Here is a 24,386-nt window from a genome sequence, read left to right as displayed (position 1 = left end):
GTGCGCGCAAGACTGGAGGGAACGGGGTCCCGACAGCGTCGTCGTACGGGCCGAACCGATCGAGACCCGGAAGGCAGGGCGTTCCATGACCCTGAAGGACACGATCACCAGCACCCCCAACCCTCTGTACGCAGCGGTCGGCGTCACCGATGCCGTGGTCGCGGGACTGCGGGGCATCCCGTCCACGGTCCGCGATCTCCCCGACACCGTGCGCGGCCTGCCGGAACGCGCCGAGACCGCGGCGCGATCCGCATGGAGCGACGCCGGTGCCGCGTACGGCGGCCTCTCCGACCGTGGGGAGCGGCTGATCGGGCGGGTGCGTTCGCAGCAGGCGACTGCTGATCTCGAGTCGTCGGCCAAGGCGACCGAGTCGCGGGCCAAGGCCGCCACCACGACAGCGAAGCGGTCCGCCACCCAGACCCGTGCGGCCGCGAAGGGCGCGACCACGTCGGCGCGCCGGACTGCGGGGAAGGCCGGGAAGGCAGCCAGCGGCGCCGCCGACAAGACCGGTCGCTGACGGGAGCGGCGCGGTCCCGGCTCAGCCCCGGTCCCGACTCAGCCCCGGTGCCGGCTCAGCCCCGGTGCCGGCTCAGCCCCGGTGCCGGCCGGCGCGACCACCGGCTACGCGCCGGGCGCCGACGGCGGCGAGGACGAAGACCGCCACGCACGCAGCACCGAGCAGGATCGCCAGCGGCGTGGAGAGTCCCAGCGCGCCGGGAGCTGCTCCGGCCGCCTGCTCGGCCGCAGGCTGCGCTTGGGGTGCCGGGACCGTGGCGGTGTCGGCCCCAGGCGTCGGGGTCGGGACCGACGGCGTCGCGTCCGCAGGCTCGCTGCGTTGCTTCGTGACCTTCTTGGACGCCCCGCCCTCGGCCTTCTCGCCGCTGCCGGCCTTGGCGTCGCTGTCGCCCTTCTCGTCGTTCGCGCCGCTCCCGGCACCCTCGCTGCCGTCGCCTCCGTCGCTTCCGTCGCCCGAGCCGTCACCGCCCGAGCCGTCACCGGACTTGTCGCGCTTCGCGCCGGCTCCGCCGCCTGCATCCCCGCCGGTCGAGCCGGACCCCGCTCCGTCGGAGCTGCCTGGGGTCGACCCGGACGGGCCGCCACCGTCGTACCGGGCGAAGACCTGGACCCCCCACGTCGTCGATCCGTCACGGAGGAAGGCCACGCCGACGTGGGTGTAGTCGCCGAGGATGTTGGCACGATGACCCGACGACCCCATCCAGGCAGCGTGCATCGACGCTCCGTCCGACTGACCGGAGGCGACGTTCTCGCCCCAGGCGCGCCAGCCCGACGGGATCTGGTCGCCGACGGCGGGGTTGTGCGACAGCGAGCCGTTGCGCCGGAGCTGGCGAGCCCAACCCGCTGCGACCTCGTCCAGCGCGGGCGCGCGCACCAGCCTGGTCAGGCCCTGATCCGATCGCGCGTCGTTGGCCAGCGACGCGATCGTGCCGGAGTCGGACGCCGCTGCGGCCGGGGCGAGGAGCCAGAGCACGAGGCCGAGGCTCGCGGCCAGCACGGCAGACGTGGCCCGCACCGCACGCCATCGCCGTCCCGTCACGGGGACGAGCGTAGGGGCGCGACGACCGGAAGGGAACGGCGAGGTCCGCAGGACGGCCCCGGGCAGCGCTCACCTCGCAGCGCCGAGAGCGTCGCGCCCACCGAATCGTGCCGTGTCAGCAGCCGCTCGCCCCGCCGCCCATCCGTCGAGGCTCCGGACGCTCGTGGTCCGCTCGTGGAGGCTCCCGAAGATGGAGACCAGCGCCTCCTCGGCCGCCCGATCCCGCAAGGACATCACCACCACCAGGTCCGCGGCGCGCGGGTCCGCCGCAGCCGCGCCACGACTCGCTGCCGCCAGCCGCTCTCCGACCCGCGCGGCGTACGCCAGCAGGAAGCTGCGCCGGAACGATGCCGTCCGCACGGTGCCGTCACGATCACGCCGCGCGCCGCACGCCAGCGCTGCCGACTCCGCCTGGGCAAGCAGCGAGACGGCCATCACCCCGACGGCGTCGACGTCGCTCGGAGCGCCGACGACGCTCGCGAAACCGAGAGTCTCCGACAGCGCGACACGGCAACCGTTGGCCCGTGCGACCCGGTCGACGAGCAGCGCCTTGGCCGAGACGTGCGGCGCATCGATCCAGATCCGGCGCAGCGTCGCAGCCGAGGGCGTGCCCCCCTCGGCGAGCAGACGGTCCAGGGCGTATCGACTCACGAGCTCCTGCGCCTTGGCAGACAACGCCTCCGCCTCCTCGGGGTGATCGGTGGACTCTGCCTTCGCCAGGAGCGCACGGACTCGGTGGGTGTGCCGTGCGGTCGAGGCGCTCGATCCGACCGCGGAAGGGTCCGCGGCGGACGCGTCGGCGCTCCCCGGGGCCGGCAGGGTGCGCGGGAGCGCCGGCAGGTGGTCGAGCGCGCCGGCCAGGCGCAGCGCGGACGCCAGCCCGGACGGACTGCGCAGATCGTCCGGGCGCGACGAGCCGAGGTCGTCGACCTCGCGTCGCCACCGCGGCACGACCCGCTCGTCCGGGTGCCTCGCGGTCTCCGCGATCACCAGGTCCGCGAGCAGCGCGACGTCGTCACGTCGTGCACGCCGGCGCACGATCTCGCGCAGGTCGACGGGCGTCCAGCCCTTGTGCCGCACGGCGGTCGAGACCAGCCCGCCCAGCACGTCGACGGCCGCGGCCGCGATCTGCGCAGCTGCGACCGGAGCCTCGCCGCGGCCGGGGGCCCCGGCCACCCGACTCGCGTACGCTCGATCGATGCGAGTCCGCCTCGCCGACTCGACGAACCACGCGGCCGCCTCGGACAACCTCTGCTCCTCCGTGATCGTCACGACCCGTCCCTTCTCCGGCTTTTCGAACATGTGTTCCCACACTAGAAGAGACCGCTGACAGGATCGGGTGCTCAGCCGAGCTGGCGCAGCCCGCCTGCCACCAGCGCCGCCACGAGCACGACGACCACCAGCGGCGCTCGCACCAGCGCGGCAGCCACACCGGCGGCGACACCGACGACCCGTGGGCCGTCGGCGGGCTCCGCACCGTCGTAGGCCGTGGTCGCGACGGCGACCGCGAGCAGCAGGACCGCGACGCACCGCTCCAGAACGGCCTCCCGCTCGCCGGTCAGAGCGATGCGGTCCCGCATCACCACGCCGATCAGGCGCACGGCGTACGTGCCGACGGCGAGCACCCCGATCCCGACGAGCACCTCGGTCGGCGTGCTCACGGACGCCTCCTCGCCCGCGCCACCAGTGCGGCGACCGGCACGCCGACGAGCGCGACCAGCGGCGCCAGCCCGACGGGCAGCCACGGCGTCGCCGCGAGCGCGACGACGGCCCCGACGGACGCGGCCACCCGCGTCGAAGGCTCGCGCAGCGCAGGCAGGACCAGCGCGACGAGAAGGGCCGGGAAGACCGCGTCGAGGCCGAGCGTCTCCGGGGCCGCCACCTCCCCCAGCAGGCTGCCGGCGATCGCACCGGTCGGCCAGGCCAACGCGATCGCGGCCCCGGACAGCCAGAAGACGAAGCGCCGCTCGTGCTGGCTGGTCTGCGCGGACGCGAGGGCCACCGACTCGTCGTTCACGAGGTGGGCCCCGAGCCAACGCCACGGGCCACGCCCGAGGAACCGCGCCGCCGCCATCCCGTACGCGCCGTTGCGGAGGTTCACCAGGAGCGCGGCGGCGGCTGCGAGCAGAGGCGCGCCGCCGGCTCCCACCACCCCGACGAACAGCAGCTCGGCCGATCCGGCGAGCACCGTCACCGCCAGGAGAGCGACCTGCCACCGCGCCAGCCCGACCCCCGTCGCGCTCGCGCCGTACGACACCCCGACGACCATGACGGCCAGCGCCACCATCCCGACGTCGCGCAGGACGCCCGGCCGGATCGTTCGCTGTGTCGAACGCATGTTGTCCAGAGTGAACGATTCGTTCGGTGTCTGTCAACCCGAACGTTTCGTTCGCTAAGGTGAACGGGTGGAGTCCTCACCGTCCATCCGTGGCCAGGTCGCGGCGGCCCTGACCCGCGAGCGCACCCGCGCCGGCGTCTCGCTGTCCGAGCTCGCGCGCCGGGCCGGCGTCTCGAAGTCGACCGTGTCCCAGCTCGAGGCCGGCACGGGCAACCCCGGTGTCGAGACGCTGTGGGCGCTGAGCACCGCCCTCGGGATCCCGTTCTCGCGCCTCGTCGACCCGCCGCGCCGAAGCACCGAGGTCGTCCGGCTGGGTCACGGCCAGACCGTGGTCGCGGAGGAGGCCGAGTACGCGGCCACCTTGCTCGCCGCAGGCGCCGCCCACGTGCGCCGCGACCTCTACGTGGTCCAGGCCGAGCCCGGGCAGCCGCGCCGGTCCGACCCGCACCCGCCCGGGACCGTCGAGCACGTCGTGCTCGTCCGCGGACGCGCATCCGTCGGGCCCTCCGACGATCCGGTCGAGATCGGTCCCGGCGACTACGTCCGCTACCCCGGGGACGAGCCGCACGTCTTCGTCGCCCTCGAGCCCGCGACGGTCGCCGTCCTGCTGTCCGACCAGCCCTGATCCGTCCGACGTCAGTGACGCGGACGGTCGCGCCACGCGGCGGTCGCCCACAGCGCCCACAGCACGAGCAGCGGCTGGAAGAACAGCCGCACCAGGCGCGCCCGGTCGGAGTCCAGGCCGAACGCGTCCGTCTGGGTCACGTACTGCGAGATGTTGCCGGGGAAGATCGCGACGAAGAACGCAGCCGTGAGCCAGCCCACGGCGACGCGCCTGCCGGGGAGGCCGATCAGGGCGCCCCCGAGCCCCACCTCGACGAACCCGGACGCCACCACCACCGTGTCGCCGTCGAGCGGGACCCAGTCCGGCACCTGCGCCAGGAACTCCTCCCGCGCGAACGTGAGGTGACTGATCCCCGCGAACAGCAGGAACGAGCCGAGCGCGATGCGGCCGATCGTGCGGGGCGTGGACACGGCGCGCTCCGGCGCCTTCGAGTGCGATGCCATCGATGGTCTCCTGGGGGCGACGAGCGGTGCGGCGGCGCTGCCGCTCGCCACGCTAGCCCGCCCGTACGCCCTTGTCCGATCGCGCGCCGTGGGGGTGCTCCTAGGACCCCACCGTCTCCACGACGGGACGCTCCCCGCTCGGCTCGGCGGCCTCCGCCTCCCCGAAGTACGCCCGGTGCACAGCGTCACGATCAGCACGGAGCTCGGCCGCCGACCCCCTCAGCACCTCCTTGCCGTGGTGCAGGACGACCGCACGGTCGGCCACCGAGAGCGCGAGGTCGACGTGCTGCTCGACGAGCAGGACGCCGACCCACAGGTCGTCGGCCAGCGCCCGCACGATCGGCAGCAGCTCCTGGACGGCGACCGGGGCGAGGCCCATGCTCAGCTCGTCGATCAGCAGCACACGCGGCTGCGCGAGCAGCGCCTTGCCGAGCGCGAGCATCTGCTGCTCGCCGCCCGACAGCAGCCCGACCTTGCGGCCGACCAGCGGCTTGAGCCGCGGCAACCGATCGAGCACCGCGGACATCCCTCCGTCCCGGCTCCCCCGCGCGAGCAGCAGGTTCTCCCGCACCGTCAGGTCGGCGAAGATCGCCCGGTTGTCGGGGACGAGCACCACACCCGCCCGGGTGTTGCGCTCGACCCGACGCGCGATCGGCCGACCGAACGCACGGACCTCGCCTCCGTCCGGCTTCACCAGGCCCGCCGCCGTACGCAGGGTGGTCGTCTTGCCCGCACCGTTCGGCCCGAGCAGCGCGACCACCTCGCCGGCCGACACGCTCAGGTCCAGGTCGCGCACCGCAGGCGCGTGCCCGTAGCCGGCCGTCACGCCGCACAGCTCCAACGCGCTCACGCGATCGCCTCCGCACCGAGATACGCCGTGATGACGGCAGGGTCGCGTCGGACCTCGTCCGGTGGTCCGCACGCGATGACACGTCCGAAGTCGAGCACGTAGACGCGGTCGCACACGTCGAGCACCAGGTTCATGTCGTGGTCGATGAGCAGGACGCCGAGTCCGGTCTCGACCATCGACCGCACCTCCGCACCGAACGCCACGCTCTCGTCGGTGTCGAGCCCGGCGGCCGGCTCGTCCAGCAGGACGACGCGGCTGCCGCCCGCCAGTGCGCGCGCGACGCCCACCAGCTTCTGCCGGCCGAGGCTGAGCTCGTCGGGGCGCCGGGCCGCGCAGTCGCCGAGCCCGAGCAGCTCGAGAGCCGGGTCGGCTGCCGCCGTCCCGCGCCGACCGAACATGTCGGCCACCAGCCCGCCGACGCCGCGGCGCTGGGTCGTGACGGCGAGGTTGTCGGCCACGGTCAGGTCGCCGAACAGCTCCCCGGCCTGCCAGGTCCGCGCCAGACCGGCACGGCGACGCCGATGCGGCGACAACCGGTCGATCCGCCGACCGGCGAGCAGGACCTCACCGGTCGACGGAGCGAAGCCGGTCACGGCGTCGACCAGCGTCGTCTTCCCCGCCCCGTTCGGTCCGATCAGCCCGACCACCTCGCCCGCGCGTACGGTCAGGTCCACGTCGTCGTTCGCGACGACGCCGCCGTAGCGGACGGTCAGTCCCCGGGTCTCGAGCAGCGGTTCGTTCTCAGGCATCGGCACGGGAGCTCCTGCGGTGGGCGAGGTGGGTGGAGGCCTCACGGACGCTGCCGGTGATCCCCACGGGGTTCAGCACGGCCGTGATCACCAGCGCGAGGGCGGCGATCAGGCTGTAGTACTCGCCGACGCCGAGGGTCCCCTCGAGGATCACGGCGAGAACGCCCAACGGCGCGATCAGACCGGCGAGGACGGCGCCGGCGATGCTGGTGATGCCGGCGACGTAGACCGTGCAGAGCAGCGTGAGTCCGACGAGGACGTTGAACGACTCCACCGACAGCTGCGAGCGGCTGTAGCCGATCAGGCACCCGCCGACCCCGGCGAGGAAGGCCGACAACGCGAACCCGAGCAGCTTCGTCGCCGCCACGTCGATGCCGGCGGAGGCCGCGGCGCGCTCGTTGGACCGTACGGCCAGGAACGCCCGTCCCGTCCGGCCGGCCAGCAGGCGCGCGGTGACCCAGGTCAGGACCGCGACGACGGTCAGCACCATCAGCGCGAAGGACACCGTCGTCAGGTCGGTCCCGCTGCGGACCGCGAGGTCGATCCCGAACAGCGACGGGTCCGCGATGTGGTTGCCCTCGAACGGCGTGAACGCCGGGTTGCCGAACACGAAGCTCTCGATCGCCAGCGCAGCGGCGAGCGTGACGACGGCGAGGTGCGCACCGCGGATCCGCAGCGCCGGCACCGCGACCACCACGCCCAGGAGGGTGGCGGCGAGCGCCGGTCCGATCAACGACCACGGGAACGCGATGCCGTACTCGGTCGTCACCCGCGACAGCACGAACCCGCCGGTGCCGGCGAACGCCATCGCCGCGAGCGAGATCTGCCCGAGGTAGCCCGTCAGCACCACGAGGGACAGCGCGATCAGGCTCATGATGATCGACGTCACCACGCCGAAGCGCCAGCTCCCGTCGGTGAGCAGGACGGCCGCGACCGCGACTCCGATCAGCACGAGCGTGGGGAGAGGCTTCATCGACGGCGGACGTACGGTCGGCATCCGCATCGCGACCACGCCGCCGCGGGCCGGCATCGCCTTGCCGAACGCGAACAGCGCGATCACGACGATGAGGAACGGCACGGTCTCGCCGAACCCGGCCTGGGCCCAGGTGGGCCAGAAGTCGTACGTGCTCATCATCAGCAGCAGCGACTGGAAGATCCCGATCCCGAGCCCGGCCGCGCAGGCGCCGAGGACCGACCGCAGCCGGGCGAGCAGCGCCGCGGCGAGCCCCGGCAGGACGTAGAAGGTGTAGCTGAGCGGGTCGAGCCCGACGGTCGGCGAGGCGACGATCGCCACCAGACCCGTCGCGGCGCCGGTCGCGACCCAGACGACGGCGGCCAGGCGGTCCGGGGAGTAGCCCGTCAGCATCACCGCCGTCTCGTCCTGCGCGCTCGCCCGCGTCGCCATCCCCCACCGGGTGAACCGGAACCAGCCTGCGAGCAGGAGCGCGATCGCCACCGCGAGCCCGACGAGGATCAGGTCGGAGACGGCCACCGCAGCGCCGAGGATCTCGACGGTGCCGGCGGGCAGGATCGGAGGTGCGACCGACCCCGTGACGTCGAACCGCAGCGGCACCAGGCTGACGATCACCAGCATCACGCCGACCGACGCCACCACCTGCGACAGCACCGGCGCCGAGCGCAGCGGCCGCAGGACGAGCAGGTGCGTCAGGAGTGCGATGACCGCGGAGGAGAGCGTCCCGACCGCGACCGCGACCGCGGCCGAGGTCGGGCCGTCCGAGACAGCGATCGACCCGACCGGCAGCACGAGCGTGCCGGTGGTGCCGAGCTCGGCGGCGACCCAGACGCCCCACAGGGCGATCGAGCCTTGGGCGAAGTTGAGCACCCCGGTGGCGGCGTGCACGGCGACGAGCGACGACGCGACGACGGCGTAGACCGCACCGACGGCGAAGCCGAGGGTCACGAACAGGACGATCTGGTCCACGGGTCACCTCCTCGAAGATGGGACGGGACGAGAGGGATCCGTCGGGCCGCCCGGGGGTGGCGGCCCGACGGAGGCGGGATGGTCAGGGGTGCGCCGAGGCAAGAGGCGTGGAGCCTCGGCGCACCCCGGTCGATCACGTCGCGCCGGGGATCTGGGCGAGAACCTCGGGAACCGGCTGCAGGAAGCCGTCCGTCAGCGGCGCGATCGTGCCGTCGTCCTGCACCTCGAAGAGAAGCATCTCGGTGGTGCAGTTCGGCGAGGTCGGGCTGTCGCAGGAGATGTCGGCCCCGAGGAAGCTCGGGAAGTCCTTCAACCCCTTCAGCGTGGTCAGCACCGTCTCGCCGGTGAGCTCGCCGTCGACGCCGTCGAGCGCCTGGGCGAAGGTCACGAACTGGGCGAACTCGGCGTACGCGTAGAAGCCACCGGTGCCGCCCTCGACCGACTCGATGGCCTCCTGGGCGGCCGCGAGATCGTCCTGGACCTCCTCCGGGGCGTGCTCGGCCGCGGCCGGCAGCCAGGTCGAGGAGTAGAGCGCGCCGCCGGCTGCCTCTTCGGGCGCCGCCGCGATGTAGTCGGTGCACGCCGCGGTGAAGATCGTGCCTTCGTACCCCTGCTGGCGCAGCGCCTGCACCAGCGCGGTGCACGCGGCCTCGTTCGGCGAGGCGACCAGGCCCCCGACGTCCGGGTTCTCCTTCGCGATCGTCGCCGCGAGGGCGGTGAAGTTGGGGTTCGTCGGCGAGAAGTAGACGCCGTTGGCGTCCATCTCGAGCGCACCCGCCAGCGCCGGCAGGAGCGTGTCGATCGTCTGGTGCGAGGAGGGCGTGTCCACGAGGGCGAGGGTGACCGAGTTCTTGCCGGCCTCCTTGAACGCCTGCATCGCGCCGACCAGGAACGACGCCTGGGGGGCGGCGAAGTACACGCGGTTCTCGGCCTCGGCTCCGGTCACCGAGTCGAACGGGATCATCCCGACCAGCGGGATCTTCGCCGCCGTGAGAGCCGGCAGGGTCGCGCTGGAGGACAGGTTGAAGCCGTCCATCACCGCCACCACGCCGTCCTCCACGAACTGGTTCGCGCAGGCCGTCGCCTTCTCGGGTGTCGTGTCGGTGTCGCACGAGACCAGCTCGAGCGGGCTGCCGTTGATGCCGCCCAGCTCGCCGTTGATGTAGTCGACGGCTGCCTCGGCGCCGGTGTCGGCTCCGGGCTGCGGGACCGCTCCGCTCGACGGGTTGAGGAAGCCGACCTTGATCGGCGGGCCGTCCAGGCTCGCCGCCGGGTCGGCGTCGGCCTCCGAGTCGCCGTCGGAGCCACAGCCCGCGAGGGCCAGGGCGGCGACGGACAGCAAGGCGGTGATTCTCAGTGATGCCGCTCTGGTTCGCACGGCGTTCTCCTTCTCCTAGGTGTGCGCTCGCGCGCGTTGGGGCAGACGGGTGGTGAGGGACGTGGGGCGTACGGGTCGGCTCCGGTCGGAGCTCAGAGGCGCGCCGCCAGACGGGAGGCGTTCATGTGGGCGATCGCCTCGATCGAGATCATCGGGTTGACGCCGGACGAGGTCGGGAAGCACGAGGCGTCGGCGACGACGAGGTTCGGGACCTCCCAGGTCGCGCCGTCGGGGTCGAGGGCGGTCTCGTCGGCCGAGCCGCCCATCCGGGCCGAGCCCATGATGTGCAGCGCGGCCATCGCGCAGCGCCCGGGACCGTAGCCGGCGTCGTCGCATCGGGAGACGAAGTCGTCCACCGAGCCTTCGCCGCGCGTCCAGGTGATCCCGGCCTGGTGCCCGGAGAACATCGACGCCGCCCCTGCTGCCTCGACGATGCGGGCCGCGCCCGCGACACCGGCGCGGAGACGGTCCTCGTCCCGGGCGGACAGCGTGTAGTGGACGACCGGCTCGCCGTCCTTGCCGACCTTCACCTCACCGGAGTCCTGGTCGCGGGTGATCACGCCGACGCCGCTGAGGTGCGCGAGGTTGAGCATCCGCTCCCGGTGCGTCGCCGCTCCGCGCCACGACATGAAGGCGACACCGAGCGCGGGGTTCGTCGCCGCGGTCTCGTAGATCACGCCGTACCCCGAGCCGTCGAGGTCGGCGTGCTCGGTGGAGTAGCGAGTCTGGATGCCGCCCTCCCACGGGCGGACCTCGTCCTCGAACTCACCCCACACCGCGGTCGCCGGATGCAGGCGCAGGTGCCGGCCGATGTTCGGGTTCGTCAGTCCCGATCGCCGCAGCAGCGCCGGCGTCTGCAGGCTGCCGCCGGCGACGACGACCGCACGCGCCCGTACGGTGACGCGGTGACCGTCGGCGGTCCGGCCCTCGACCCCGGTCGCGACACGGCCGCGGCGGGTCACGGTGCGCACGTCGACCCCGGTGTAGAGCCGTGCGCCGTCGACCTCGGCGTCGACGAGCCACGTCTTCGCCGTCGACTGCTTCGCACCGATCCGACAACCCATGCCGCAGCGTCCGCACTCGATGCCGTTGTCGCAGCCCTTGACGTTGCGGGGCATCTCGTCGACGTGCCAGCCGAGCTTGCTCAGACCGCGCTCGAGGATCACGTCGCGCGAGGAGATCGCGTTGTGGTTCTGGTTGACACCGAGCCGCTCCCAGACGGCGTCCAGCGAACGATCGAACTCGTCGGTCGCGAACTGCTTCGCCCCGATCGACGCCCACTCCGCACGGACGTGGTCGGGCGTCTTGAAGGACGTCGTGTAGTTGACGACCGTGCCGCCGCCGAGGCACTGGCCCGAGAGCATGCTGAGCTGTCCTTCGGCGGTGGCCGTCGGTCCCGGCGCGTACGCCCGGGTGAGTCCGTTCAGCTCGCTGCCGTCGAAGTCGCGGTCGTCGAGGTAGTCGCCCTTCTCCAGCACGACGACGTCGTGCCCGGCCGCGGCCAGCACGGCCGCGGCCGTCCCGCCCCCAGCGCCCGAGCCGACGACGACCACGTCGCAGTCGACCTCGAGGTCGCCGGTCGGCGTGATCGGCGACAACGGCGGGGCTGCGGCGTCGTCACGGAACCCCAACGGCCCGGGGTAGCCCATGGCGTCCCACAGCGGCGAGCGCCCGGTCGGTCCCGGGGCCAGGTAATAGCCGAGGGTGGCGGCGCCCTTCAGTGCCTGGAAGAGCGCGCGCTTCTGCGCGACACGGGAGTCGCCGAGTCCGATCAGTGCGGCCTCGCGCTGCTCCTGGCTCAGCCGGGAGAACCGGCGCGGGCCGAACCCCAGGGCGACGCCCAGCGCACGGGTGTCCCAGAAGCGCAGCAGCGTGGCGAGCTGCTTCGCCTCGGCCTCCCGCGGGTTGTGCATCGCCATGCCCTCGACGATCTCGACGGTGCCGAGCCGGCTCGCCGGGGGGATCGCGTCGCCGTCGCCCGGGGCGAAGGTGTCGCAGATCGACGCGAGCGCGGCCCGCTGGCGCTCGTTCAGCGCGGTCATCACTCGACCTCGGTGCGCAGTGCGGTCTTGAGGACCTTGCCGCCGGCGTTGCGTGGGAGCTCGTCGATGATCACCAGGCGCTTGGGCAGCTTGTAGCGGGCCAGGTGGCCGTCGAGGAAGGTGGTCAACGCCTCGAGGTCCAGCGCGGCGCCCTCGCGCTGGACGACGACGGCGACCGGGATCTCGCCCCACTGCTCGTCCGGACGACCGATCACGGCCGCCTCGACCACGTCCGGGTGGGCGTACAGCGCGTTCTCGACCTCGGCGCAGTAGACGTTCTCGCCGCCGGTGATGATCATGTCCTTCTTGCGGTCGACCACCCAGACGAAGCCCTCGTCGTCCTGGCGAACGAGGTCGCCGGAGTGGAACCACCCTCCGTGGAAGGCCGCCGCGGTCGCCTCCGGCTTGTTCCAGTACCCGCGGCTGACCGTCGGGCCGCGGTAGACGATCTCGCCGACCTCGCCGCGCGGGACGTCGTTCATCTCATCGTCCACGACGCGGTACTGGATCGTCGGGATCGGCTTGCCGACCGAGCCGAGCTTGCGCAGCGAGTCGTCGCCGCTGAGCACGCACGTGATCGGCGACGTCTCCGTCTGGCCGAAGACTGCGACGTTGACCGCGTCGGGGAAGGTCTCGGACATGGTGCGCAGCAGCGTCTCCGAGGCCGGCGCCGCACCCCAGCTGATGATCCGCAGGTCGAGCTTGCGGTCCTTGATGTCCGGGAGGGCGCAGATCGCCTGCCACTGCTGCGGGACGTTGAAGACGATCGTCGCGCCCTCCGCCTCCCACGCATCCACGACGGCCGCCGGGTCGAACGCGCCGAGCGGGTGGATCACCGTCGGGATGCCCAGCAGCAGGTTCGCGACCATCGAACCGAGACCGGCGATGTGGAAGAACGGCGCCGTCAGGAAGCCGACGTCGGAGTCGTCGTTCATGCCGTTGGCCCGGATGCACGTCAGCGCCTGGAGCTGCAGGTTGCGGTGCGAGAGCATCGCGCCCTTCGGGTGTCCGGTGGTGCCCGACGTGTAGATGATCAGGGCCGTCTCGTCCTCGGCGACGTCGGCGAGCTCGGCGGGATCGTCCTCGGCGACCAGCGACGCGTACGACTCGAAGCCCTCCGCCTCGCCGAAGCAGATCCGGGTCCGCAACCGGTCGGTGAGCTGGCCCACCGCGCCGACGAGCGGCGCGAGCATCTGGTCCGCCAGGATCACGGTGGCCCCGGAGTCCTCGACGATGTACTGGACCTCGCCGGGCGCGAGCCGGAAGTTCACCGGCACGGCCATCGCGCCGAGGCTGTTGATCGCGAGCACCGCCTCCACGAACTCGGAGTGGTTCAGCGTCAGCAGCAGCACGCGGTCGCCCCGCCGGACCCCGCGGCGAGCCAGCGCCCCGGCCGCAGCAAGTGAATGCTCGTGCAGCTGACTCCAGGTCGTGTTCACACCACGGTGCCGCAGCGCGGTCTCGTCGGCCTTGCCGAAGGCGTGGCCGGCGACCTGGGCCATCCAGTGGTTGCGAAACGTCCACTCCGGAGCGGTGTTCAAGAGGTCGGTCATGGCGCTGCCCTTCTGTGCGGCGTGCTGCAGTTGGCCGGAAGCATGCCGTAGATCACATTCCCTGACAACCCCTCTTGTTAATCGAGACTCACATTTTTGTTAGCGGAGGTTCACGTCACGTGCGAATCCGGCCGGATCCTGGGGTTCCTAGCATCCTGGGCTCGACACGAACGTGAGTCGTGGTTAACTTTGCGGGACGTTTCGAGAGGAGGTGGAGCCGTGGCGAGCTCGACGACGGCGTCCGGTCGGCCGCGTGGCACGCAACCGGCGCGCCGCCCGCGCAACCGCAAGGCGCTGATCCTGGCCGCGGCCTCGCGCGCGTTCGCCGAGCGCGGGTACCACGCCGTCGGGATGGACGACATCGCCGTCGCGGTCGGGATCTCGGGCCCAGCGCTCTACCGCCACTTCCCGAGCAAGTACGCGCTGTTCGCGCAGTGCGCGCGGTCGATGGCCCAGGAGCTGCTCGACGACTGGGCGCCCGCGCCGCCCGGTGTGGATCTGACCGATCCGCAGGCCGCGCGCGCGCACCTCGACGCGATCCTCGACTCGGTCACCCGGGCGACTCTCCGCTCCCGCCGCACCGGCGGGATCTACCGGTGGGAGGGTCGCTACCTCGAGGCCGACGACCGGCGCGAGACCGGGGCGCTGTTCGCCGAGATGATCGCGCGGGTCGCGTCGGTGGTGTCGGTGCTGCGGCCGGAGTCGGGTGCCGCGGACGTCGACCTGGTCAGCGCCGGGACGTTGAGCGTCGTGGCCAGCGTGACAGCCCACCGGACCTCGCTCCCGCAGCGCCGCACCGTGACGGTGATCGGCGACGCGGCCGTACGGGTCGCGACCGGCGACCTGCCGCGGTCCGGCGACGGGGTTGCGGCGGCCGACCTCGCGAGGCCGCCCGCCACGGAGCCGACCACGCGGCGCGACCAGGTGCTCGCCGCGGCCGTCCGGCTGTTCCACTCGGTCGGCTTCGCGGAGGTCACGGTCGAGGCCATCGCGACCGAGGCCGGGCTCACCCCGTCGGGCTTCTACCGGCACTTCAGCAGCAAGTCCGACGTGCTGCTGGCTGCGTGCCTGCTCGCGTCGGACCACCTCGACGCCACGGTGACCGCCGCAGGCGTCGGCGGGGCACCGCCCGAGCTCGCACTCGAACGGCTCAGCCGGGCGTACGTCGCCCACTCGTTCGCGCACCAGGAGCTGATGTCGGTCTACTACGCCGACGTCGCCAGCCTGCCGCCGGCGGACCAGGCACGGCTGCTGACCCTGCAGCGTGACCACGTGGGTCTGTGGGTCAGCCTGCTCTCGGCGGCGCGGCCGGAGATCGATGCTCGCGAGGCGCGGTTCCTGGTGCACGCGGCGCTCGGTGTGGTGACCGACCTCGGTCGGCGGACGCACTGGCGCGACGACGCCGCGACCCGCGCGCGCATCCATGCGATGGCAACCGCCGCACTCGGAACGGCTGCAGCCTCCGAGCGGTCCCCGTGACCTGGTCGCCGATGCACAGGCGGGCTCTTTTGAATCTGTGTTAGATTCCCTCTCGTGGCCGACCAGACCCGAGGACGCTCCCGCGCGGGCGCGAGCGCGCCGCTGCCGAAGTCTCACCGGACGCGCGAGCGGATCCTGGACGCCGCCGCACGCGTGCTCAGCCGGAAGGGCTACGCGGGCACGCGGCTGCAGGACGTGGCGACGGAGGCGGGCGTCCAGGCTCCGGCGATCTACTACTACTTCTCGTCGCGCGACGAGCTGATCGCCGAGGTGATGTACGTCGGGGCACACCGGGTGCGCGGACACGTCAACGACGTGCTCGCCGGGCTGCCGCTCGACACCACGCCGATGGGCCGGATCCTCGCCGCCGTCGAGGCACACCTGCGCTACGAACTGCTGATCAGCGACTACACGACCGCCTCGGTCCGCAACGCCGGGCAGGTCCCGCGCGAGGTACGGGAACGCGCCACCGCCGAGGAGACGGCGTACACGCACATGTGGCGCGACCTCTTCGAGCAGGCACGCGATGCCGGGGAGCTGCGTGGCGACCTCGACGTCAACCTCACCCGGCTGCTCATCATCGGCGCGATGAACTGGGCCGCGGAGTGGTGGAACCCTGAGCAGCGCACCCTGGACGACCTGGTCGCCGCGACGCAGAAGCTCGTACTCAACGGCGTCGGCAGTCCCTGACGAGTCACGTGCGGCGTGCTCACCGCCACGGGCGTCTCGCCGCCGTCAGACGGGGAGGAGTGCAGACGAGCGGCGGCGGAGGACCTCCTCGGCCTCGGCCACCGTTCGGCGGACGATGTCGCCGGCGCTCGGCACGTCGTGGATGAGCCCCTGGACCACGCCGACGGACCAGATCCCGGCGTCCAGGTCGCCGTCGTCGAAGACCCGTCGGCCGCGCGCACCCGCGACCAGATCTCGCACCGAGGCGAAGTCGCCGCCCTCGTCGAGGATCCGGACGACCTCGCGGCTGACCTCGTTGCTCGCGACCCGGGCGGTGTTGTTCAGGGTGCGGAAGATCAGCTCGGTGTCGAGCTCGGACGCCTCCACGATCCGCTGCTTCACCGCGTCGCTCACGGGGGACTCGGTGCTGCACAGGAAGCGGCTCCCCATGTTCACGCCGTCGGCCCCGAGCGCGAGCGCGGCGGCGAGTCCACGCCCGTCAGCGATCCCACCGGAGGCGATGAACGGGATCGTGATCCGGTCCGCCGTCGCCGGGATCAGGACCAGCCCACCGATGTCGTCCTCACCGGGATGGCCGGCGCACTCGAACCCGTCGATGCTGACGGCATCCACACCAACCCGCTCCGCCTTGACGGCGTGCCGCACGCTCGTGCACTTGTGGATCACCCGGACGCCGTGCGCCTTGAGAAGGTCGAGGTACGGCTCCGGGTTCGCGCCGGCGGTCTCGAGGATCGTGATCCCGGAGTCGATCGCGGCCCGCACGTACTCGGCGTACGGAGGCGGCGAGATGGTCGGCAGGATCGTGAGGTTGACGCCGATCGGGCGGTCGGTGAGCCGACGAGCGCGCTCGATCTCCGCGGCGAGGTCGGCAGGTGTGGGCTGCGTCAGCGCGGTGATGATGCCGAGCCCACCCGCCTCGGAGACCGCCGCGGCGAGCTCGGCGCGCCCCACCCACATCATCCCGCCCTGGACGACGGGGTGGGTGATCCCGAACGTCTCGGTGAACCGCGTCCTGATCACCACGCCACCCCCCACGGGACCACCGGGGTCACGCGTCCACCGCCTGGCCGGCCTCCGCCCGCACGACCAGCGACACCGGCGGTTCGAAGCGGGGCCCGTACGCCGCCGCCAGCTCGCGTGCTCGCGCGACGAACCCGGCGACGCCGCCCTCGTACTGGTTGACGTAGTGCAGCACCCCGCCGGTCCAGGCGGGGAAGCCGATCCCGAGCAGCGAACCGATGTCGGCGTCCTCGACGGACGTGAGCACGCCCTCGTCGAGACACCGGGTGGCGTCGATCGCCTCCGCGAAGAGCATGCGCTCCTGGAGATCGATCAGCGGCACGTCGGCCGACCCCGATCCGAAGGCATCACGCAGGCCCGGCCACAGGCCCACGCGTCGACCCTCGGCGTAGGCGTAGAACCCCCCACCGGTCGAGCGACCTCCCCGACCGAGCTCACCGATCATCCGGTCCAGGACGGCGTCGGCACCGTGCGGCGTCCACGTCCCGCCCTCCGCCTCGACCGCGGCCCGGGTCTCCTCCCGGATCTTCTGGGTCAGCGTCAACGTGAGCTCGTCGAGCAGCTGGAGCGGGCCGGCCGGGTAGCCGGCCTGGAGCGCGGCCTGCTCGACGCTCGCCGGCTCGACGCCCTCGCCGACGGCGGCCACGGCTTCGTTGATGAAGGTGCCGATCACACGCGAGGTGAAGAACCCCCGCTGGTCGTTGACGACGATCGCGGTCTTGCGGATCTGCCGGACGAAGTCGAACGCCTTCGCGAGCGTCGCGTCGGAGGTCTGCGCACCGCGGACGATCTCGACGAGCGGCATCTTGTCGACCGGCGAGAAGAAGTGCAGGCCGATGAAGTCCTCCGGCCGGCTCACGCCGCCCGCGAGGGTGGTGATCGGCAGCGTCGAGGTGTTCGAGGCGAGCACCGCGTCCGGCAGCACCACCGGCTCGATCTCGGCGAAGACCGCCTGCTTCACCTCGACCGACTCGAAGACGGCCTCGACGACGAGGTCGACCCCCGCGAAGTCCGCGAGGTCGTCGGTCGGGGTGATCCGGTCGAGCAGCGCCTGCGACCGCTCGGCTGTCGTACGGCCCCGCTCGAGCGCCTTGGCCTCGAGTCGCTCGGCGTACCCCTTGCCTCGACGGGCCACGTCGAGATCGGTGTCGCGCAGGACGACCTCGATCCCCGCCCTCGCGGCGACGTACGCGATCCCGGCGCCCATCATCCCGGCGCCGACGACCCCGAGCCTGCGGCAGGTGGACGCGGGCTCGCCGTCGGGTCTGCTCGCGCCGGCGTCGACGCGCTGCTTCGCGAAGAACGTGTGGATCATGTTCTTCGCCACCTGCCCGCTCGTGAGGCTCACCAGGTAGCGGGTCTCGATCCGCGTCGCGGTGTCGATGTCGACGTACGCGCCCTCGACCGCGGCGGCGAGCGCGGCCCGCGGCGCGGGCATCGGAGCGCCCTTGAGCTGCTGGCGCAGCAGGGCGGTGATCGCGGGCAGCGTCGAGGCGATCGCCGGGCTGGTCACGGCGCCGCCGGGGATCGTGAAGCCCGTGCGGTCCCACGGCTGCGTGGCGTCCGGGTTGGCCGCGATCCAGGCGCGGGCACGGGGCAGCAGCTCGTCGACCGACGACACGACGTCGTCGACCAGGCCGAGCTCGAGCGCCTTCGCCGGGGTCATCCGCGTCCCGCTGAGGATCACCTCCGAGAGCGCCCGCTGCAGGCCGAGCATCCGCACCGTACGGGTGATCCCGCCCCCGCCCGGGATGAGCCCGAACGTGACCTCGGGGGTGCCGAGCTTGGCGCCGGGAACGTCGGCGACGATCCGGTGGTGGGTCGCGAGCGCGACCTCGAAGCCACCGCCCAGCGCGGCGCCGTTGACTGCGGCGACGACCGGTCGACCCAGCGTCTCGATCCGCCGCATCACGGCCTTGATCCCGTCGATGTGCGCTGTGCGCTGCGGCGCGTCCTCCGGCGATCCCTGACGCAGCAGGTTGAGGTCGCCGCCGGCGAAGAAGGTGCTCTTCGCGCTGGTCAGCACCACCCCGGTGATCGACTCGCGCTCGGCCTCGAGGCGATCGGCGGCGCGGGCGTACGACGTGGCCCAGATGTCGTTCATCGTGTTGACCCGCTGGGTCGGGTCGTCCATCGTCAGGACGACGACACCGTCGTCGTCCTGCTCCCACCTGATGCCCTCGACGGTCTCGCCGGGGTTCGGGTCCGTGTGCTCGTTCGTCATCCGTGTTCTCCGGTCGGTCTCGGCGGCGGGTCAGAGGCGCTCGATGATGGTGGCGACGCCCATCCCGGCGCCCACGCACAGCGTGACGAGGCCGTAGCGCGCCTCGCGGCGCTCGAGCTCGTCGAGCACCGTGCCGAGGATCATCGCCCCGGTGGCGCCCAGGGGGTGGCCCATCGCGATCGCGCCACCGTTGACGTTGACCTTCTCCGGCGGCAGGTCGAGGTCGTCGATCCACCGGAGGACCACGGCCGCGAACGCCTCGTTCAGCTCGAACAGATCGATGTCGTCGACGGTCAGACCGGCCCGGTCGAGCACCTTCCGTGTCGCCGGGGTCGGCCCGGTCAGCATGATCGTCGGCTCGCTCCCGACGGCGGCGGTGGCGACGATCCGCCCGCGTGGAGTGAGGCCCATCGCGGCACCGGCGGCCTCGCTGCCCATCAGGACGAGCGCAGCACCGTCGACGATGCCCGACGAGTTCGCCGCCGTGTGGACGTGCTCGATCCGCTCGACCGCGTGGTACTTCTGCAGCGCCACGGCATCGAAGCCGCCCTGAGCCCCGATCCCCGCGAACGCCGGCCGCAGGGACGCCATCGACTCGGCGCTGGCGTCGGGACGTCGGTGCTCGTCGTGGTCGAGCAGCACGACGCCGTTCATGTCGCGGACCGGCACGATCGAGCGCTTGAAGTAGCCGCTGGTCCAGGCGTGCTCGGCGCGGCGCTGCGACTCCAGGGCGTACGCATCCACGTCCTCGCGGGAGTAGCCCTGGAGGGTCGCGATCAGGTCGGCCCCGATGCCCTGGGGGACGAAGTACAGGTCGTACGCGGTGGTCGGGTCCTGGACGTACGCTCCGCCGTCGCTGCCCATGGGCACCCGCGACATCGACTCGACCCCGCCCGCGACCACCATGCCGTCGCCGATCGCGATCTTGGCGGCGGCGGAGTTCACCGCCTCCAGACCGGAGGCGCAGAACCGGTTGAGCTGGACCCCGGGCACGGTCTCCGGGAGGTCGGACAGCAGCGCAGCGGTCCGGGGGATCACACCTCCCTGCTCCCCGACCGGCGAGACCACGCCGAGCACGAGGTCGTCGACGCGTTCGAGGTCGAGCCCGGGGTTGCGTGGGACGAGCTCGTCGAGCAGTCCGACGACGAGGTCGACGGGCTTGGTCCCGTGCAGCGCTCCGCCGCGGTTCTTGCCACGTGGTGTGCGCAGTGCGTCGTAGATGTACGCCGTGTCGGGCATGGGTCCTCCGCAGTCAGGGGCCCCGGGCTCGCGGAGCCGGGTCCGGTGGGGTGTGGGGTGCAGGCGCTAGAGGCCCAGGCCGCGGCCGACGATCTCCTTCATGATCTCGGTCGTGCCGCCGTAGATCGTGGTGATCCGCGCGTCCTCGTAGTCGCGGGCGACGCGGTACTCGCGCATGTATCCGTACCCGCCGTGCAGCTGGAGGCAGCGGTTGACGATCTCGACGTGCTGCTCGGTGCACCACCACTTCGCCGCGGCGGCCTCCTCCGGGGTGAGGGCGCCGTCGAGGTGCTTGCGGACCATCTCGTCGATGTAGACACGGCTGACCTGGAGCTGCGTGGCGATCTCGGCCATCACGAAGCGAGAGTTCTGGAAGGAGCCGATCGGCTTCCCGAACGCCGTACGCTCCTTGACGTACTCCAGGGTGCGCTCGAAGGTGCCCTCCGCCGCCGCGACGGAGCCGACCGCGATGGAGAGCCGCTCCTGCGGGAGGTTGCGCACCAGGCCGAGGAAGCCGGCGCCCTCGTCGCCGAGGAGGTTCGCTGCCGGGACGCGCACGTCGGTGAACGACAGCTCGCTGGTGTCCTGGGCGTGCAGCCCGATCTTCTCGAGGTTGCGCCCTCGCGTGAAACCGGGCATGCCCTCCTCGACGACCAGCAGGCTCAGACCGCGGTGCGGGTCGTCGCCGGTGCGCACCGCGACCGCGACGAGGTCGGCGTTCTGCCCGTTGGAGATGAACGTCTTGGCACCGTTGACGACGTAGTCGTCGCCGTCACGCACCGCGCGGGTGCGGATGCCGGAGAGGTCCGAGCCCGTGCCCGGCTCGGTCATCGCGATCGCGGTGACGAGCTCGCCGCGGGCGATGCCGGGCAGCCAGCGCCGCTTCTGCTCGTCGTTGGTGAGGTCGGTGAAGTAGGGGAAGACGATGTCGTTCTGCAGGGCGACGCAGCCCATGCCGCTGCTGACCGGGTTGCGGCCGAGCTCCTCGAGCATCACGGCGTTGAACCGGAAGTCGTCGACGCCGCCCCCGCCGAACTCCTCGGGGATCGAGAACCCCAGGATGCCGTCGCCCGCCGCCGCGGTGAAGAGCTCGCGGTCGACCTTCTCCTCGGCCTCCCAGCGATCGGCGTTGGGTACGACGTTCTTCTCCACGAACGCGCGCACCGTCTCGCGGAATGCCTCGTGCTCGGCGTCGTACAGCGTGCGGGTGCTCATCGGCGTGGCCTCCTCGTGGTCGTCGCCTCGCACGGAGGCCGGTGAGAAGACCGTAACGCGAAGACGCCTGTTTTTACAAGAGATTAGAAAATGGCGAGCCCCTGGTGGAAGCACTGGCCGCATCGCTTGAACAAGGCGCCATCACTTTCGAATGCTGATGAGAAAGCGGCGCTCACCGTGCGGATGTGCCCGGGCGGGGTCAGCGCTCGACGGCCGCGGCGACCAGGGAGCGCAGCGTGCCGGCCACGGCGTCCAGCGGCGCCGCGCTGCGCTGGCTGCGCGCGAGCACCACCGCCCCCTCGACGGAGGCGAGCACGGTCCACGCGAGCGCGTCCGCCTGCTCCGGAGCGACGCCGTCGCGGCGCAGCGTGTCGACGATCAAGGTGTGCCAGCGCTGGAAGACGGCCGTCGACGGCGGCGGGTCGTCACCGCGCCCCGGCTCCTCGGCCGCGACCGCGAGAACCGGGCAGCTCGCCCGGTAGTCGGTCTCCTCCAGCAGGCGCCGCCAGCTCGCGACGAACGCGTCGAGGGCAGCGACGGCGTCGTCGCACGACGCGATCAGCCGCTCGGTCCGCACGCAGACCCAGGCGAGCGCCTCGTCGACGAGCTGGTCCTTGCCTCCTGGGAAGTAGTGGTAGGTCGAGCCGAGCGGCGCGCCGGTGAACCGGGCCAGCTCGCGCACGCTCGTCGCGCCGACGCCGCGCATCCCGATCAGGGACGCGGCACCGGCGACCATCCGTGTCCTGGGGTCATCGGCCATGGTCCGATGCTACCCCTTGACTATGACGTCCGTCATAAGTCATCGTGCTGACTATGACGACTGTTCTAAACGCGGTCCGGATCCCGACCGACGACGGGAGCGAGCTGTCCGGCGAGTGGCTCGAGCCGCGCGGCCGCCGCCGTGGAGTGCTCGTCGTCGCACCGGCGATGGCAACGCCGGCGGCGTACTACCGACCGATGGCCGCCTGGCTCCGCGACCGCGGGATCGCCGTGCTGCTGTTCGACTACCGCGGCTACGGCGCCTCCGCGACCGGCCACCTGCGCGACGTCGAGGCCGACACGACCCGCTGGTTGCGGGACGCGGCCGCCGCCGGCTCGTACGCCCTGGACCGGGCCGAGGGCCTCCCCGTCACCTGGCTCGGGCACAGCCTCGGCGGCCAGGCGTTCGGTCTTGCGGACCACACGCGTTTCGCACGGCTCGTCCTGGTCGCGGCCGGCAGCGGCCACTGGCGCTACGGCGTCGGTCGGAGCCGGTTCGTCGCGCCGGTGCTGTGGGCCGCCCTCGCACCGGTGGCGATCCGACTCACCGGCTACTTCCCGGGTCGGCGCTTCGGGATCATCGGCGACCTGCCGCCCGACGTGATGCGGGAGTGGGCGTCGTGGTGCCTGCACCGCGACTACCTCTGGGGGCGGAGGCCGGAGCTCACCGCCCGGTACGCGGAGGTCACCACACCGGTGTCGTCCCTGGTGATCGCCGACGACGAGCTGCTCGGAGAAGCGAGCATGCGCGACCTCGCCGGCCGCTACTCGGGTGCGGAGACCGAGGTGCTGCGGGTCGAGCCGACCGCCCACGGCCTCCAGCGGATCGGCCACCACGGGTTCTTCCACCGGGACCACGCGGTGCTGTGGGAGTCGCTGCTCCTCCCCCGGATCACGACCGCCGAGCCGGCTGCGACCGCCTGAGCAACGATCGAGCGGACCCGCCGCGGCGGTCCTACGATTCTGCTGACGCTCCGTCGCGGGGTGCCGACGACCTGGTCGCCACGATCCCGAGGAGCACTCCGATGACCGAGATCCCTGATGTCTCCCCAGCCGACCGCGACGCAGCGCTCGTCGCCGCCGCGAACGCCTCCGGCCGGCAGCCGGTCGTGTTCGTCCACGGACTCTGGCTGCTGCCGACGAGCTGGGACCGCTGGGTCGAGCTGTTCGAGGACGCCGGCTACGCCGCGATCGCCCCGGGCTGGCCCGACGACCCGGACACGGTGGAGGAGGCAGGCGCGAACCCCGAGGTGTTCGCCCGCAAGAGCGTCGGTGACGTGGCCGACCACTACGCCGGCCTGATCGGCACCCTCGAGCGCACCCCGGCCGTCGTCGGCCACTCCTTCGGCGGTCTGCTCGCCCAGATCCTCGCGGGTCGCGGCCTCTCGGTCGCGACCGTCGCGATCGACCCGGCCCCGTTCCACGGCGTGCTCCCTCTCCCGTTCTCCGCCCTGCGGGTTGCGAGCGTGGCCGTGAAGAACCCGTTGAACTACCGCCGCGCCGTACCGCTGACGTACGAGCAGTTCCGGTACGGCTTCGCCAACGCGGTCTCGGAGGACGAGGCGCACCGCCTGTACGACGAGTTCGCCGTCCCCGCGCCCGGCCAGCCGCTGTTCCAGGCCTCGACGTCGAACCTGAACCCGTGGTCGGAGACGAAGGTCAGGACGAAGGCCGCCGGGCGTGGACCGCTGCTCCTGCTGTCCGGGGAGAAGGACCACACCGTGCCGTGGGCACTGACGAACGCGGCGTTCGGCAAGCAGAAGCGCAACGAGCACGCCGTCACCGAGATCGTCGAGGTGCCCGACCGGGGCCATTCGCTGACCATCGACGACGGGTGGCGTGACGTCGCCGACCTGGCCCTCGGGTTCGTCCAGCGCTACGCCTGACCCCGCGCATCCTCCTCGGCGTTTCCCAGCCGCTTCCCAGGCCGGTCCCGTATCCTCGCGGTCGTGATTCCCGCCGCCATCTGCCTCGTCGCCCTCGGGTCGATCTGGCTCACCGAGCACCTGCTGCGACCGCTGCCCGCCGATGCGTCGGAGGAGGCGCGCGAGGGACGGGAGGCGAGGCTCGAGCAGATGGTCGAGCGCGCGCCGAGCCTGCCGTTCCCGGTGCTGGCGCTCGTCGTCGCCGGGATCGCGGTCTACGAGGCGACCCAGGGCGCGTCGAACTGGTGGCTCTGGCTGGCCGCCGCCGGCCTGGTCGCCGTCGGGTGGCGCCACCGTCGCATCGCCGCGGACCGCGCCGCCGCCGCGCTCGCCGAGACCGCGCCCGACCGCGGCTGACCG

At 72.3% G+C, this 24,386-nt stretch carries 23 protein-coding genes; 7 read left to right on the top strand and 16 right to left on the bottom strand.

Annotated features, from left to right (window positions below; genetic code table 11):
* The first annotated feature begins 85 nt into the window (after nucleotides 1-85).
* Nucleotides 86-517 carry a hypothetical protein gene (locus CLV56_RS10120; RefSeq protein WP_100414777.1) on the top strand — a complete coding sequence of 144 codons (432 nt, stop codon included), beginning with the start codon at nucleotides 86-88 and terminating at the stop codon, nucleotides 515-517.
* A 72-nt stretch (nucleotides 518-589) separates the two neighbouring features.
* Here the strand turns inward: CLV56_RS10120 and CLV56_RS20855 are convergent, their stop codons facing one another.
* The 4 genes from CLV56_RS20855 to CLV56_RS10100 all read right to left on the bottom strand — a co-directional run bounded on the left by CLV56_RS20855 (nucleotide 590) and on the right by CLV56_RS10100 (nucleotide 3,893).
* Complete coding sequence (locus CLV56_RS20855; RefSeq protein ID WP_100414776.1) at nucleotides 590-1,555, bottom strand: CAP domain-containing protein; 966 nt, start codon at nucleotides 1,553-1,555, stop codon at nucleotides 590-592.
* Nucleotides 1,556-1,624: 69 nt separating this feature from the next.
* Nucleotides 1,625-2,857, bottom strand: coding sequence for a DUF2786 domain-containing protein (locus CLV56_RS10110; RefSeq protein ID WP_100414775.1), 1,233 nt, complete (start codon nucleotides 2,855-2,857; stop codon nucleotides 1,625-1,627).
* Between the two features lie 41 nt (nucleotides 2,858-2,898).
* Nucleotides 2,899-3,216: an AzlD domain-containing protein gene (locus tag CLV56_RS10105; RefSeq protein ID WP_039363504.1), complete on the bottom strand. Its 318-nt coding sequence runs from the start codon at nucleotides 3,214-3,216 to the stop codon at nucleotides 2,899-2,901.
* Nucleotides 3,213-3,893 carry an AzlC family ABC transporter permease gene (locus CLV56_RS10100; protein ID WP_039363502.1) on the bottom strand — a complete coding sequence of 227 codons (681 nt, stop codon included), beginning with the start codon at nucleotides 3,891-3,893 and terminating at the stop codon, nucleotides 3,213-3,215. The genes CLV56_RS10105 and CLV56_RS10100 overlap by 4 nt, the downstream gene beginning before the upstream one ends.
* Before the next feature lie 67 nt (nucleotides 3,894-3,960).
* Here CLV56_RS10100 and CLV56_RS10095 point away from each other — a divergent pair, with 67 nt between their 5' ends.
* On the top strand, nucleotides 3,961-4,518 hold the full coding sequence (locus tag CLV56_RS10095) for a helix-turn-helix domain-containing protein (RefSeq protein ID WP_039363499.1): 558 nt from the start codon (nucleotides 3,961-3,963) through the stop codon (nucleotides 4,516-4,518).
* 11 nt (nucleotides 4,519-4,529) lie between these two features.
* Here the strand turns inward: CLV56_RS10095 and CLV56_RS10090 are convergent, their stop codons facing one another.
* The 7 genes from CLV56_RS10090 to CLV56_RS10060 form a co-directional block, all read right to left on the bottom strand.
* A complete protein-coding gene (locus CLV56_RS10090; RefSeq protein ID WP_100414773.1) occupies nucleotides 4,530-4,961 on the bottom strand; it encodes a DoxX family protein in 432 nt (143 codons plus the stop codon).
* A 100-nt stretch (nucleotides 4,962-5,061) separates the two neighbouring features.
* Nucleotides 5,062-5,811 carry an ABC transporter ATP-binding protein gene (locus tag CLV56_RS10085; RefSeq protein ID WP_100414772.1) on the bottom strand — a complete coding sequence of 250 codons (750 nt, stop codon included), beginning with the start codon at nucleotides 5,809-5,811 and terminating at the stop codon, nucleotides 5,062-5,064.
* Nucleotides 5,808-6,560, bottom strand: a complete 753-nt coding sequence (locus CLV56_RS10080; protein WP_039363905.1) for an ABC transporter ATP-binding protein — start codon at nucleotides 6,558-6,560, stop codon at nucleotides 5,808-5,810. The genes CLV56_RS10085 and CLV56_RS10080 overlap by 4 nt, the downstream gene beginning before the upstream one ends.
* Nucleotides 6,553-8,502 (bottom strand): ABC transporter permease, encoded by a 1,950-nt coding sequence (locus tag CLV56_RS10075; protein ID WP_100414771.1) that lies wholly within the window; start codon nucleotides 8,500-8,502, stop codon nucleotides 6,553-6,555. The genes CLV56_RS10080 and CLV56_RS10075 overlap by 8 nt, the downstream gene beginning before the upstream one ends.
* Nucleotides 8,503-8,635: 133 nt before the next feature.
* On the bottom strand, nucleotides 8,636-9,844 hold the full coding sequence (locus CLV56_RS10070) for an ABC transporter substrate-binding protein (protein WP_211288034.1): 1,209 nt from the start codon (nucleotides 9,842-9,844) through the stop codon (nucleotides 8,636-8,638).
* 128 nt (nucleotides 9,845-9,972) lie between these two features.
* Complete coding sequence (locus CLV56_RS10065; protein ID WP_039363498.1) at nucleotides 9,973-11,922, bottom strand: GMC family oxidoreductase; 1,950 nt, start codon at nucleotides 11,920-11,922, stop codon at nucleotides 9,973-9,975.
* Nucleotides 11,922-13,475 (bottom strand): long-chain-fatty-acid--CoA ligase, encoded by a 1,554-nt coding sequence (locus tag CLV56_RS10060; protein ID WP_039363496.1) that lies wholly within the window; start codon nucleotides 13,473-13,475, stop codon nucleotides 11,922-11,924. Before CLV56_RS10060 ends, CLV56_RS10065 begins: the two co-directional genes overlap by 1 nt.
* Before the next feature lie 219 nt (nucleotides 13,476-13,694).
* Here CLV56_RS10060 and CLV56_RS10055 point away from each other — a divergent pair, with 219 nt between their 5' ends.
* Together CLV56_RS10055 and CLV56_RS10050 are read left to right on the top strand one after the other, a co-directional pair.
* Nucleotides 13,695-14,954, top strand: a complete 1,260-nt coding sequence (locus CLV56_RS10055) for a TetR/AcrR family transcriptional regulator (protein WP_039363494.1) — start codon at nucleotides 13,695-13,697, stop codon at nucleotides 14,952-14,954.
* Between the two features lie 54 nt (nucleotides 14,955-15,008).
* Nucleotides 15,009-15,644, top strand: coding sequence for a TetR/AcrR family transcriptional regulator (locus CLV56_RS10050; protein WP_100414768.1), 636 nt, complete (start codon nucleotides 15,009-15,011; stop codon nucleotides 15,642-15,644).
* Nucleotides 15,645-15,689: 45 nt separating this feature from the next.
* Here the strand turns inward: CLV56_RS10050 and CLV56_RS10045 are convergent, their stop codons facing one another.
* The 5 genes from CLV56_RS10045 to CLV56_RS10025 all read right to left on the bottom strand — a co-directional run bounded on the left by CLV56_RS10045 (nucleotide 15,690) and on the right by CLV56_RS10025 (nucleotide 22,102).
* Nucleotides 15,690-16,667: an NAD(P)H-dependent flavin oxidoreductase gene (locus CLV56_RS10045; protein WP_211288033.1), complete on the bottom strand. Its 978-nt coding sequence runs from the start codon at nucleotides 16,665-16,667 to the stop codon at nucleotides 15,690-15,692.
* Nucleotides 16,668-16,692: 25 nt separating this feature from the next.
* Nucleotides 16,693-18,888 carry a 3-hydroxyacyl-CoA dehydrogenase NAD-binding domain-containing protein gene (locus tag CLV56_RS10040; RefSeq protein WP_100414767.1) on the bottom strand — a complete coding sequence of 732 codons (2,196 nt, stop codon included), beginning with the start codon at nucleotides 18,886-18,888 and terminating at the stop codon, nucleotides 16,693-16,695.
* Nucleotides 18,889-18,918: 30 nt separating this feature from the next.
* On the bottom strand, nucleotides 18,919-20,127 hold the full coding sequence (locus CLV56_RS10035; protein ID WP_039363492.1) for an acetyl-CoA C-acetyltransferase: 1,209 nt from the start codon (nucleotides 20,125-20,127) through the stop codon (nucleotides 18,919-18,921).
* A 66-nt stretch (nucleotides 20,128-20,193) separates the two neighbouring features.
* The gene (locus CLV56_RS10030; RefSeq protein WP_039363889.1) at nucleotides 20,194-21,342 is read right to left on the bottom strand and encodes an acyl-CoA dehydrogenase family protein; all 1,149 of its coding nucleotides are present in this window, start codon (nucleotides 21,340-21,342) and stop codon (nucleotides 20,194-20,196) included.
* Between the two features lie 199 nt (nucleotides 21,343-21,541).
* On the bottom strand, nucleotides 21,542-22,102 hold the full coding sequence (locus CLV56_RS10025; RefSeq protein ID WP_039363490.1) for a TetR/AcrR family transcriptional regulator: 561 nt from the start codon (nucleotides 22,100-22,102) through the stop codon (nucleotides 21,542-21,544).
* Nucleotides 22,103-22,155: 53 nt separating this feature from the next.
* Here CLV56_RS10025 and CLV56_RS10020 point away from each other — a divergent pair, with 53 nt between their 5' ends.
* The 3 genes from CLV56_RS10020 (at nucleotide 22,156) to CLV56_RS10010 (ending at nucleotide 24,383) form a co-directional block, all read left to right on the top strand.
* A complete protein-coding gene (locus tag CLV56_RS10020; RefSeq protein ID WP_039363489.1) occupies nucleotides 22,156-23,025 on the top strand; it encodes an alpha/beta hydrolase family protein in 870 nt (289 codons plus the stop codon).
* 101 nt (nucleotides 23,026-23,126) lie between these two features.
* Nucleotides 23,127-23,987 (top strand): alpha/beta hydrolase, encoded by an 861-nt coding sequence (locus tag CLV56_RS10015; RefSeq protein WP_039363487.1) that lies wholly within the window; start codon nucleotides 23,127-23,129, stop codon nucleotides 23,985-23,987.
* Between the two features lie 63 nt (nucleotides 23,988-24,050).
* Complete coding sequence (locus tag CLV56_RS10010; RefSeq protein WP_039363485.1) at nucleotides 24,051-24,383, top strand: hypothetical protein; 333 nt, start codon at nucleotides 24,051-24,053, stop codon at nucleotides 24,381-24,383.
* Nucleotides 24,384-24,386: the final 3 nt, after the last annotated feature.

Source organism: Mumia flava (assembly GCF_002797495.1).
GTDB lineage: Bacteria > Actinomycetota > Actinomycetes > Propionibacteriales > Nocardioidaceae > Mumia > Mumia flava.
Note: the sequence above shows the minus strand (reverse complement) of the source record. Positions and strands in the feature narration are given on the sequence as shown.